This window comes from Acidobacteriota bacterium (assembly GCA_016196065.1).
Taxonomy (GTDB): Bacteria; Acidobacteriota; Terriglobia; order Terriglobales; family Acidobacteriaceae; genus Acidiflorens.
The window spans coordinates 88,712-100,783 of record JACPYL010000027.1 but is presented as its reverse complement, the minus strand read 5'-3'; the positions used below and the strand labels follow the sequence as shown (position 1 = coordinate 100,783).

11 protein-coding genes are annotated in these 12,072 nt (G+C 57.3%); 6 read left to right on the top strand and 5 right to left on the bottom strand.

Translation table 11 applies throughout. From position 1 onward, the window contains the following. Positions 1–58 precede the first annotated feature (58 nt). Entirely contained in the window at positions 59–868 is an 810-nt protein-coding gene (locus HY010_21520; protein ID MBI3478319.1) for a glycosyltransferase family 2 protein, read from the top strand. A 7-nt stretch (positions 869–875) separates the two neighbouring features. Here HY010_21520 and HY010_21515 read toward each other — a convergent pair whose 3' ends face one another. Continuing rightward, entirely contained in the window at positions 876–2,315 is a 1,440-nt protein-coding gene (locus HY010_21515) for a hypothetical protein (GenBank protein MBI3478318.1), read from the bottom strand. Between the two features lie 259 nt (positions 2,316–2,574). On the opposite strand from HY010_21515, the gene HY010_21510 reads away from it, so the two are divergent. The 3 genes from HY010_21510 (at position 2,575) to HY010_21500 (ending at position 6,163) form a co-directional block, all read left to right on the top strand. Then, entirely contained in the window at positions 2,575–3,810 is a 1,236-nt protein-coding gene (locus HY010_21510; protein MBI3478317.1) for an ABC transporter permease, read from the top strand. Between the two features lie 102 nt (positions 3,811–3,912). Beyond that, positions 3,913–4,422 carry a hypothetical protein gene (locus HY010_21505; protein ID MBI3478316.1) on the top strand — a complete coding sequence of 170 codons (510 nt, stop codon included), beginning with the start codon at positions 3,913–3,915 and terminating at the stop codon, positions 4,420–4,422. 475 nt (positions 4,423–4,897) lie between these two features. Further along, on the top strand, positions 4,898–6,163 hold the full coding sequence (locus HY010_21500) for a c-type cytochrome (GenBank protein MBI3478315.1): 1,266 nt from the start codon (positions 4,898–4,900) through the stop codon (positions 6,161–6,163). Between the two features lie 172 nt (positions 6,164–6,335). On the opposite strand, the gene HY010_21495 is transcribed toward HY010_21500, so the two are convergent. After that, entirely contained in the window at positions 6,336–8,219 is a 1,884-nt protein-coding gene (locus tag HY010_21495) for a RecQ family ATP-dependent DNA helicase (GenBank protein ID MBI3478314.1), read from the bottom strand. Between the two features lie 114 nt (positions 8,220–8,333). On the opposite strand from HY010_21495, the gene HY010_21490 reads away from it, so the two are divergent. Next, entirely contained in the window at positions 8,334–8,801 is a 468-nt protein-coding gene (locus tag HY010_21490; protein ID MBI3478313.1) for a metallophosphoesterase family protein, read from the top strand. A gap of 86 nt (positions 8,802–8,887) precedes the next feature. Here HY010_21490 and HY010_21485 read toward each other — a convergent pair whose 3' ends face one another. Next, positions 8,888–9,184: an HU family DNA-binding protein gene (locus HY010_21485; GenBank protein MBI3478312.1), complete on the bottom strand. Its 297-nt coding sequence runs from the start codon at positions 9,182–9,184 to the stop codon at positions 8,888–8,890. Between the two features lie 464 nt (positions 9,185–9,648). Between HY010_21485 and HY010_21480 the strand changes: the two genes are divergently transcribed. Continuing rightward, the gene (locus tag HY010_21480; protein ID MBI3478311.1) at positions 9,649–10,494 is read left to right on the top strand and encodes a hypothetical protein; all 846 of its coding nucleotides are present in this window, start codon (positions 9,649–9,651) and stop codon (positions 10,492–10,494) included. A gap of 136 nt (positions 10,495–10,630) precedes the next feature. Here HY010_21480 and HY010_21475 read toward each other — a convergent pair whose 3' ends face one another. Together HY010_21475 and HY010_21470 are read right to left on the bottom strand one after the other, a co-directional pair. Then, positions 10,631–11,368: a DUF2071 domain-containing protein gene (locus HY010_21475; GenBank protein MBI3478310.1), complete on the bottom strand. Its 738-nt coding sequence runs from the start codon at positions 11,366–11,368 to the stop codon at positions 10,631–10,633. Positions 11,369–11,423: 55 nt separating this feature from the next. After that, a complete protein-coding gene (locus HY010_21470) occupies positions 11,424–11,933 on the bottom strand; it encodes a hypothetical protein (protein MBI3478309.1) in 510 nt (169 codons plus the stop codon). Positions 11,934–12,072 lie beyond the last annotated feature (139 nt).

Below are 12,072 nucleotides of genomic sequence, written 5' to 3'. Positions count from 1 at the left end.
GCGTTTGGAGACTGGGCTCGCCCCGTTTATGATCTAAAGAACAGACAAGGAAAATTTCATGATCAACGGCAAGCGTATCGCCGTCGTGTTACCCGCGTATAACGCGGAAAAAACGCTGGAAGCGACAGTTCGGGAATTGCCCGAACTGGTGGACATCCGCATCCTGGTGGATGACAACAGTTCCGACCGGACCGTCGAAGTGGCGCACCAGCTGGGATTACAGTGCTTTGTCCACAACCGCAACTACGGCTACGGGCGCAACCAGCAAACCTGCTATCGCGAAGCTTTGTCGGCCGGCGCGGACATCGTGATCATGGTGCATCCGGATTATCAGTACACTCCTTTGCTGGTAACGGCGCTGGCGAGCATGATCGCCTATGGCGTCTACGATGTGGTGCTGGGCTCGCGCATCATCGGCGGGACGGCAATACGCGGAGGCATGCCGATCTACAAATACATTTCCAACCGCCTGCTGACGGCGTTTGAAAATCTTTTCTTGAGGATCAAGCTGTCGGAATATCACACGGGCTATCGCGCATTCAGCCGCGAAGTTCTCACACGACTGCCGCTGGCGGAAAATAGCGACGACTTCGTCTTCGATAACCAGATGCTGGCGCAGTGTGCGTACTTCGGGTTCCGCATTGGCGAGGTATCCTGCCCCACCAAATATTTCGAGGAAGCCTCCTCGATCAATTTCCGTAGAAGCGTGCAATACGGATTGGGCGTGGTGGGCACGACTCTTCGCTTCGCGCTGCAACGTGCGGGGATCCTGCACAGCGCAATCTTCAACAAGCAGGGGAAGACGTTGGAAGACAGCCCCGAGGTCTATTACAACAGCGGAGTTCCGGCGACCACGCCGCGCGCCTGAGTCAGCATTAGTCCAGTCGACACACGCGCACTGTCGAATTTGAGTAAGGGCAATCAAATCCAGGCGGACCGGGCTGCTGCAGCACGATCCAACTGACGCCATATTTCTGTCGCAGGCGCTCGAAATCTTCTTTCTGAAATTGCTTCCAATTTTTCTCGTCGTCCACCTGCTCCAGCCATTTCACTGCTAAGGGTGGAAACATGGTGGTCGCTCCCTTGTCTTTCACAGAGTCGGCCAGCATGCTGCGCTCGGCGCAGGCGCGAAAGCCGGCTTCATCCTCTCCGGGCAAATCCATGTGCTTGGGATCAAGGGCAAACAGTGCGTCAGACGGCGTGTTCAAGCGAATCCACGCAAACGCCTGCTCCCACGGATTGCGGGGCGTGGCTCCCGGCCATTCGATATGAGCGCTGGCTGGAAACAACTGCTTTTGCGCTGCAAACATGCCGACACCGAGGGGAACGAAGAGAACCAGCCATCGCCACCAGTGATTTTTGAGGACAAACTGTCCCAGCAACCCTGCTCCCGCGATGACCAGCAGCATGTAGCCGAGAGCGAGGCAGCGCAGCGGCTGCAGGCGTGCCAAGGCTTCAAAGCGCGGCGGCACGGACAGCACAAACGAGGCGGCGAGCGCGATCAGAATGAACGGGATCATCGCCCGTGAGATTAATTCCAGGTTGCGCATCTTGCGGCGATTCGCGAGACGCGCGATCCACCAGAACAACAGCACCGGCGCGATCACTCCCAGCCACTCGTACCATTCCCAACGCAAGATGTAATGCGAAGGCTGGCGGAGAGCGACCTGGTGGTATGCGGCAGGCGGCGGATCGAGAGTGAGTCCGAAGGGTAGCAGCGCCGCGAATCCCAGGACGCGCGGTGGAAAACGATCGAGCAACACGAGCCACAGGCAGAACATGATCGCGAAGCTCGACATGAGAGGATGGACAGTCGCCGCGAACACCAACCACAACGCGGAGATCCAATATTTCCGACGCAACACTTCCGCAATCGCAAACAAGCCCGCAAACGCTGCCAGATTCCGCGGGTTCAGATATTGATCGAAGATGTAGAGCGCCGTTCCCGCAACCGGCAGCGTGAACAGGGCGGCCATCAAAGCGACGGCGGCCCAATGAGCGCGCTTGTCCTCGAAGAGAGTCTCGGCCAGGCGCAAGGTTGCGGCCAGAAACAAGATGATAGCTGCGATCTGCCATAGGAACATCACCCAGGTGAGCGGGAGGTGGCTGAGCCGCGCCGATGTGGCAATCAGGTTTGGATACAGAGTGTGCCCGGCATGTTCGGAAAAGAATTCTGCATTCACCGGGAAGAGGCTGGGGTTGAGGATTTTCAACACGCCCGGAACATAGATTTCGGCGTCCTCGGCGTAGGGGTGATAGCCATGAATCAGCAATGCCAGCGCCGTGATGATCAGCATGCCGACGATCCGTTTCATGGTAGAAAACACCTCTTCCTACTTTGGTTCTAAAGAGTGCTGCGACTGTGTGCGAACCACGGAGCATACCTGCCGCGTGAATCCCGGGTCAACGATGGGGTTCAATCTCGGCGGCAACAATACAAAGCCTTGACCACGAAGGGCACGGAGGTTTCACGAAGGATCACGAAGGAGACCGCTTCGCCAGAGACTGGTTTGCCCCGGAACCTTGCAGAGGCTTGCAGGCTCCGCCAACTGTCCGTAGCATCTAAGTGGAGAGATGACTGACACCGTCGTAAACCGTCGCAACCCGCTGGCAATTGGGGAGATTTTCAGTTTCGCGTATGAGACCTTTATCAGCAACAAGGTGCGATTCGCGCTGACCGCGCTCGGCATGGTGATTGGCACCGCGTCGCTGATTCTGGTGACGACCATCGGCTTGACCGGCAAACAGTACATCTTGAATCAGATCCAGGCGATCGGCGCGAATTTGATTTATGCAGAGTATGAAAGCGGCGGGCAGCGCATCACGAACACGGGCAATGACGCACTGACGATCGATGACATGCTGGCCGCGCAAACCCAGGTCTCGGGCATTGCCGCTGCTTCCCCGGTAGTTCCGTTGAGCGAACGAGTTCCAGTCGGCAATGGTAAAGAGCGGGATCTGCAGGTTCTTGGCGTGTATCCGGAGTACTTGCAGGTACGGAACCTGGTCGTGCTATCTGGACGTTTCTTCGATAAGCAGGATTCGCAGGCGCACAACAAAGTCGGCATCGTCACGCAGAAACTGGCAGAGCAACTTTACGTCACGCAGGAAGCTGCTCTCGGAAAAACAGTAAAGCTAAGCGGCCTGCCGTTTACGATTGTTGGAATTTTCCGGGAACGTGTCGATACATTTGGGCAATCGGAAGTCAGCGACAATACCATGCTGATTCCCTACTCCGTAATTCGTTATTTTCAGGACACGCCAACCGTAAAGCAGATTTATTTTTCGACCACGGATGCTTCCATGGTGGTCCCCGTGACCGCCCAGATTCAGCGCGTGATCCAGGCGCGCCATCGTCCGGAGTCGGTGTACAAGGTGGAAAACCTGACCCAACTCGTCGCCGTTGCTGACAAGACTGCGAACGCTCTCACCATGGTTCTGCTGGCGGTTGCGTTGATCGTGCTGCTGGTAAGTGGGATCGGGATCATGAACATCATGCTCGCCACGGTCAGCCAGCGCATCCGCGAGATCGGGATACGGAAAGCAATTGGCGCGACCAATCGCGAGATTCGATTTCAGTTCTTGTCAGAGGCAGTGCTGATCTCTCTGATCGGCGGGTTGATCGGAATCCTGATTGGACTCGCCATTCCATTTTCCGTCCGCTTCTTTACGGAGTACCGGATCCCCATCTCCGGCCTGTCGGCGATTATTGCGATTGTCGTGTCGTCGCTGGTGGGAATCGTTTTTGGAACTCTGCCCGCCAGTCGAGCCGCCGATCTCGATCCGGTGGAGAGCCTGCGTTACGAATGATTTTCCGGCGCGCATGTTTTTCAATCTCTTCGCGTAACTTTTCCAGGTCCATTGGGTTTTCTGTTTAAGCCTTCGTCCGACTGAACAATTAGGAGAGATTCAATGTCACGAAACAATCACTGGTTGCTGGCTGCGCTCTTGGCAGTCAGTTTGAGCGGCATGGCATTTTCGCAGGCAGTCGGCCGGAACCCTCACCGTCGCCAAAAACCACTGGGAGTGCCCGACAAGAACGGGGCCCATGATACGGGCGCCTGCAAGGGACTGGAAGCGCAAGCCAAGCAGCTGCAAGCGCAGGAACGGCAGTTGCATCAGCAGGCCAAGCAGCAGGAAGCCCAGGCCGTATCACTCCGCAAACAAGCCAAGGGGATCGAAGCGCAGCGCGTGGCCCTGGAGCGCTCTCACCGTGGCACGAAAAGCCGCGGTGCTGAGGAGCAAGCGAAAGCTGAAGAGCAGCGGCGCGTCGGACTCGAACGCCAGGCGGACGAGATCTCGAAACAGCGTGAGCAAATCGAGCACCAGGCTCACCAGTTGAACGAGCAGCGCCGCTCTCTGGAAGCGCAGCACAAGCAGGAATGCGGCGGACACGGCGGGAATCGCCGCAAGGTTACGTAACGAATCTTGCACCGCGCGCACTTATGAATTGTCGGCATTGAGCGAGGCGGAGGGCCTGATTAATCTGCTGCTGAAGACAGCAGGTCCTTCGTTTTGCTCAGGATGACAACTCCCAGTTCGACAATCTCCAACTAAATCGATTCGCGCCCCAGACACCGCGCCAGTGGCCGATTTCGCAGGCCTCGTTGCCCGGTTGGTCAGGTGTGCGACATTGTGCCCTTCTCATTCCCCCGATGTACTTCTTCCTTCTTGTGTCCTGCATCGACTGTGCGTAAAGTGCCGGGAGCTTCTAGCGAAATCCAAAACAGGCAAAACGTGCGGATGGGCCCGCCACAAAGCTGACTCCCATCCGTGGGACGCGTTTTCCCAATTCGCTGACGCTGGCCGAACAAGTGGGAAGGAAGCGGTTGCTGCCGACCCGTCCGTGCAACGTACGTTTTTCTGGGGCCTGGCCGTCCCCTGCTTGGAGAGAAAAATGAAAACCTGGAAAGTATGGACTGCCCCATTGCTGGCAGCAGGGCTCATCATCTTGCCTGCCGCCGTAACCCGACTCTCTTCACAACCAGGAAACGAAGCTCCTTCTGGATTTGAAACTCCTACACTCAGTGAGAATCCCGGCAGCCAGAGCCATGGCAACGGTCTTGTCGACGATGCTACCTTTGGCGCCGCGCAAGCTGTCTTCGAGGAATCCGACGGCGTCGACAAGGGACTTGGCCCGCTGTATAACGCCCGCTCCTGCGCCGACTGCCATCAGAACCCTGTCACCGGGGGAGGCAGCCAGGTGGCGGAGTTCCGTGTCGGGCACCTCGACAACGCGGGGAACTTCGTCAGTCCGACGCTGATGATCAACAACGGACAAGACTCCGTTCCCAACCGCTCCCTTGCCAATGACCGTTCGATTTGTGCCCAAGCCCAGGAACGCGTCCCGGCGTCGGAGAACATCCGCACATTCCGCATGTCGCTGGGGATTCTGGGAGATGGCTTCGTCGAAGCGATTGACGATTCCACCTTGCAGAATATCGCTGCGCAACAGTCGGCATTAAGCAAGGGCAAGATCCACGGCGAAGTAATCCAGGTGCCGGTGTTGGAAGCGGGCGTCCTGCGCGCTGGACGATTCGGCTGGAAGAACCAGCATGCCAGCCTGCTCTCCTTCGCTGCCGATGCCTATCTCAACGAGCAAGGCATCACCAGCCGCCTCAACCCCATCGATACGACACAACTCTGCAAGACCACAACCGATCCCGAAGACGTGGACAACGATATCGACCAGTTCGCCACCTTCATCCGCGCCACTAAGGTTCCGCCGATCGACACCGTATTGCTCGCCACTCCTGACGCGCAGGCTGGACAACAACTCTTCACGCAAATTGGCTGCGCCACTTGCCACGTCGCTTCCATCACCACAGCTCCCACCGGCACCCAGATCAACGGGGGAGCGTTCACCATTCCGGACGCACTGGGCAGCAAGGTCATCCACCCCTATGGCGACTTTCTGCTGCACGACGTCGGAACCGGCGATGGCATCGTACAGAACGGCCCTCCCGACACCATGAACAAAGTGCGAACTGCTCCCTTGTGGGGGCTGCGAACTCGCGATCGGTTGATGCACGATGGCGCATCTGCTACTCACGAGCAGGCTATCCTCCGCCACAAAGGGGAGGCCTCTGCCACGAAGAACAAATTCGCCGCTCTCAACGCTCAGCAAAAAGCGCAACTGATCACTTTCCTGAATTCGCTGTAGGAGGCGAGCAGGGATTGCTCTTAATTCCGAGGAGGCCTCGTGCTCGATCAACGAGGCCTTCTGTTGTTCAGGTTTGAATGAAAAGAAGCGTTTCGCCGAGATGGGGCTTGGCCTGTCTCGGCGGCGGAGGGGAGACGCGGCCAGCCGCGTCTCTGCTCTGCTCCTCGAACACCTACGCGCTTTTTTCTTCGAGTCGTCGCCGTGCGCGTATGTGGGCTACGACTAACCGCACATCGTCGTAGCTGACGAAGAGAGGCACGGCGGCTTTGATATCCGCTAGACGTTCTACTCCGACTTTGCCGCATGCTTCTTCAATGTGCGGTTGAGCGCCGGGCGAGATCCACTCTGGACGCAATTCCACGCGGCTACTTTCGACGAGGTTGGCCACTGTGCAGACGATCGTTGAAACCTGACGGTCGCGCGCTCGCGCGATTTCTTCGAAGCTCGCGCCCTCATTCAAAAGAGCGAGCGTGTGTTCTGCAGCCGATTGTTCCTTGCCCGCGGGTGCAGCGGCGCGCTTGCCGCCATCGAATTCACGGAGCACTTGCAGAATTTCGCCGCCGTACACTTCCGCCTTGCGCTCTCCGATGCCGGGGGTGTGGCGCAGTGCGGCGATGCTGGAAGGGCGCTGCCTGCAGAGCTCTTCGAGCGTGCTGTCATGGAGCACGACGTAGGCGGGCACTTTTTGTTCGCGAGATTTGTCCCGGCGCCATTCGCGCAGGTTTTCTGCGAGCGCTGGATCGTACGGAACAACTGGCAATGGTTCGCCGAAGATATCTGGCTCGGGTCGCGGCAGTACGATCCTTTTCTTTCTTTGCGGACGCGCCGGCGCTCTGAGCAGAGTTGATCTTTCGGTGAGCCATTCCGGATCGGCTCCGCAATTGTCGCAAGTGCCACAGCGGTCCCATTTGGGAGTTTCGCCGAAGTGCACGCAGATTTGCCGGTGGCGGCAGCTCGGTGAATCCACGAAGCGCGACAGAACACGCTTCCGATCCCAGGAGCGCTCGCGTTCTGCTTCGTCAGAAATTTGTTTGATGAAGTATTCCAGCAGAATGTGATCGCGCTTTTGCCAGAGCAGAACGCAGTCTGCCTGCCGGCCATCGCGTCCGGCGCGTCCGGCCTCCTGGTAATACTGTTCGATCGACTTCGGCAACGACAGGTGGATCACCGCACGCACGCCGGGCTTGTTGATGCCGAGGCCGAAGGCAATCGTGCCGACCAGCACGCGGACTTCGTCCGACATCCAGCGCTCCTGATTCTGGCGGCGCAGCGATGCTTCCATCTTTGCGTGATAGGGAATCGCCGCGATACCCTCGTCTTCAAGCCGCTCGACAGTCTCCTGCACGCGAGCAATTGTCGGTGCATAGACGATGACGCTACCCTCGGTGTAGTGGCGCAGGCCACGAAGCAGCAAATCCAGTTGGGTCTGCGAATCGGTTTCACGCGTAATGTAGCGCAGATTCTCCCGATGAAAGCTGGCGATATAAAGGTCGGGATTGCGCAACTGCAATTGCTTGAGGATGTCGTGACGGACCTGCTTGGTGGCGCTGGCAGTGAAGCCCGCAATCGGTATCTTGGGAAAACTCGTGCGCAGGCGGCTGAGCTGGCGGTAATCCGGGCGAAACTCGTGGCCCCATTCGGAAATGCAATGCGCTTCGTCGACCGCGAAGAATCCGACCGGCACCTGGCTTAACCAATCAAACGTGTCGGGCCGCGCGAGACGTTCGGGCGAAAGATAAATCAGGCGATAGTCGCCGCGCTTCGCATGGACCATCACCTTGCTGTACTCGGACGCTGTTTGAAAACTATTGACGGCGGCTGCGGGAATTCCCATCTGCGCGAGTTGCGCGGCCTGGTCCTGCATGAGCGCGATCAGCGGAGAAACGACGATGGCAGTCTTACCGGATATCACGGCCGGAAGTTGGTAGCAGAGCGACTTGCCTCCACCAGTCGGCATGACCACGCAGGTGTCGTGCCCTGCGAGCAGGCTGCGGATGACATTCTCCTGCCGCGGGCGAAAGGAGTCATACCCCCAATAACGGCGAAGCGTCTCCATCAAATCAATGTCAGGGGGCACAAGATCAGTATATGGAATGTGGCGGACCGAGTGTCTGTGACACAATCGCTGTGAGATTGTGATGATTTGGCTTCCTCAAGGAGGGTTGTCGATGTGGCGGTGATTGGCGTCATCTCCGATACGCACGGACTCCTTCGCCCCGAAGCCGTAGCGGCTCTGCGCGGCGTGGATCGCATCCTGCACGCGGGCGACGTGGGAGAACTTGAAATTCTCGACACGCTGCGCAACGTCGCTCCCGTCACCGCGGTGCGCGGCAATGTCGATCATGGCCCGGTGGGCGCAGTTTTGCCGGCGACGGAAGTCGTCGAGATCGAAGGCGTCTCGATTTACATGCTGCACGAACTTCAGAAACTCGATTTGATGCCTGAAGCAGCAGGCTTCCGCGTCGTCGTGTACGGACACAGTCATCGGCCGATGATTGAGGAGAAGAAGGGCGTGGTCTACTTCAACCCGGGAAGCGCCGGTCCGCGGCGGTTTCGTCTGCCCGTGAGCGTGGGGAAGTTATTGATTGACGGCGGTGTGGTTCGCGCAGAAGTGATGGAGTTGGAGATTGGAGAGTAGCGCGGAGTTACGTCGTCTCGCTCGCAGCTTTGCAAAATGAAAAAGGCCGGCGCATGGCCGGCCTTCTCTGCTGCTGATTCTCGAAACTACTTGCCCTTGGGGGCGATTGCATCTTTCGCGGCCTTGGCTACGCGGAATTTCACGACGGTCTTGGCCTTGATCTGAATGGGTTCGCCGGTTTGCGGATTACGTCCCATGCGGGCTTTGCGATGCGCCTTCACGAGACGGCCGAGGCCGGGAACTACGAATACGCCATTCTTCTTGGTCTCTTTGATCGCGGTGTCCGCGAGGTTCTCTAAGAACGAAGCGATGGTCTTGTTGTTGGTGTCGAGTTTCTCTGCCAGGTGACGGGTCAGTTGAGTCTTGGTCATGCCAGATGCCATGAGTCCTCCTTGGGGGACAGTCAAGATTTCTTGTGGAACTCACGCATCTTAACGCACTGGGGCTGTGGAAAAATAGCGTTTTGTACAGATTTTATGCGGTTTTCAACGAGGTACCCCCTCAAAAACACCGGAAAACACTACTTTTTCGGATTCGGCAGCGGCGGAACCAGCAAAATCGCCAGTTTTTATCACAGTTGGACGTGATCCTCAGCACATTACAAAAATGGGAATCGCGAATGTCGCGTCCGAATTTTGCTGGAAGAAAAGTTGAGCCACGCTCTTCTACTAAGGTTCCCGCTCTAGCTGGATTAGCACTTCAAAGCGCACTCGTTCTGCCTGTCGGTCACGTCCTCGACAAAAATATTTGTCCACAACTAGCCGCGAGCAGGCCCGGTTCGTTACACTGAATCTCCGTTTTTCCGGCATTTTTCAGGGAAATCAGCAAAGAATTCAGGAGGATGTTTATGCCCGACGCGGCACTGAGTGGTGGAGAATTCAAGAAACAGCTACGGGCAGGAACGCCCAAACTTGGCCTGTTCGTAAACTCGCACAGCCCGACCGTCGCCGAGCAACTCGCACACAGCGGATACGACTGGTTGCTGGTCGACACCCAGCACGGTCCGATGAATTACGAAAAACTTTCTGCGATGTTGAGCGGCATTTCGAACGGCGGCGCGCAGTCGATGGTGCGCGTAGGCGGATATGACGATCGTCCCGGCATCCAGCAGGCGCTCGATCTCGGCGCAGGGGGAGTGCTCGTTCCATACATCAACACGGCGGAAGAAGCGCGCCAGGCGATCAGTTGCACGAAGTATCCGACGGTCGGCACGCGTTCGGTTTATTTTCCGCAGCGCAGCATGAATAAAGGCGGGCTTCTCGGATACGCGGGCAGCGCGAACACCGACTCGATTGTCGCGTTGCAGGTCGAGACTGCTTCCTGCATCGAAAACATTGCCGAGATTGCTGCTGTTCCGGGCGTCGATATTCTTTTCCTGGGTCAGAACGATCTTTGCATGTCGATGGGTCTCTACAACAAATACGAATTCCCGCACATGTACACGTCGCCGGAACTGGGAGCGGCGACTCAGAAGTTGATCGATCATGCGCGCAAGAACAACGTGATCCTGGGACTGTTCCTGTTCGGTACTTCTCGCGTGGGCGAATTCCTCGACAAGGGATTCACGTTCATCAGCCTGGGCAACGATCTGCACCACGTCTTGACGCAGACGGGCGCCTACGTGAACGACGTCGAGAATATCGCGAAAGAAAAAGGCAAGAACTGGAAGCGCCGATCGACCGCGCTGTTCTAGGAACTCGCGAGATAGACAGATACTTCTAGAATACTGTCATCCCGAGCGAAGCGAGGGATCTGCAGTTGTGCGGCGCCAAGACACTGCAGATCCCTCGCTCCGCTCGGGATGACAGATCAAAGAGCCGATGACAGAATCAAAGAGTGTCGGCCCCAATCTTCATGCCGCGCATCACGGTGACTTCCGACCCGTCGGCCAGGAAAGCGGACGCGGGATGCTTCTTCAGCACCTCCGCTAACTCTCGTCCGTAGAGTCCTTCGACATCGCCTTCGAATTCCGCCTGCGTCGCCGACCATATTTTCCATGAAGGGTGGTTCACCCGATATTCCACGCAGCCACCATCGGGCTGAGCGGCGTATCCCCAGTAGTGCTCGGTGGTGAATTGCTCATGCGAGCCTTCGCGTGCCCGTTCAGGATTGCCCTGCACCTGCATTCGGATCGCACTCCACGCTTGCGTGCGCCAGCGATATTCGGCTGACATGCCTCCATCGGGCCGTAGTTGGATTTCATGCGCCATGGGCAGAGCGATGTAGTTCTCGTTATAGAAAGTGCGCGCCACGAAGGCGATCGCCCAGCGAGGCACAATCTCACGAATGAAAACAACGCCGCGCCGGATTTCGTCACCGTGCTTCCGGCGGACATAGAAACGCAGATTCACTTCGTCGAAGTTTGTGTGGAAAGGGATCGCGATGCCGAGAGTGCGCGTTTTCAGAAAGCGAAACCCGACGAGGCTGACAAATACTTTTCCGTCGGAGCGATCGAGTTCGGTCCCGGCAGGCACGAAAGGAAGTAGAAAGCTGGAGTCTACTTCGTAGTTCAGCATGGCGAGAGAACGCCATTCCGCGGTAAGAAATACTTTCTCGGAGGCCACCAATCAGAATGACTGCAAGTACGGACGGATTCAATCGAAAACTACGCGGAGCGGGATTCTAAGGTTCGTAAACCCCAGCGCCCATACCGTCTTTGCGGGCGGCTTCCTGTAATTCAGCCAGTTTCTTGTGTTGCTCTTCGAGTTGCTTCTGCAGGTTCTTGACTTCCTGCTGCTTCTTCACCTGGTACTGGTTGTACTCGGCACCGTTGACGTAGGCGTTGGCAGTCACGAAATGAATGGACTCGCTTAACTTGTTGATCTGGGCCTGCAGATCGTCGATACGATCCATCTGCGCGATGATGATGCTGCGCCATTCGCGTGCGGACCGGGAAGTGGAAGGACTTGGAGACGATGAATTGGTATCTGCCTTCCCGCTTGACTCGTGCGCGGATGAATTGGAAGTCGGAGTCGGACTCTCCGGGATCTCGTCGTTAGTGATGACTTTCTTCGGAGCCTTCGCGCTCGTTTTTTCTTTTTGACGGTTCTGGCGAGCGGCATCGCCGAGCGACTGTCCCAGGGCCGCGCTGCTGACAGCGAACAAGATACCTATCGCTAAAGTTCGGCGCATAACTCCTCTCCCCCGCCGTTGCAAGCGGCTATGGTAGCGATGTTAGCCGGAAGGCCTGCCCCGCCTCTAGTTACATCTGTACCTCGCCTCCTGGTACTGAAGAGAGTGCCTTTTCCGGCCACGAAAAAGGACCACGTTC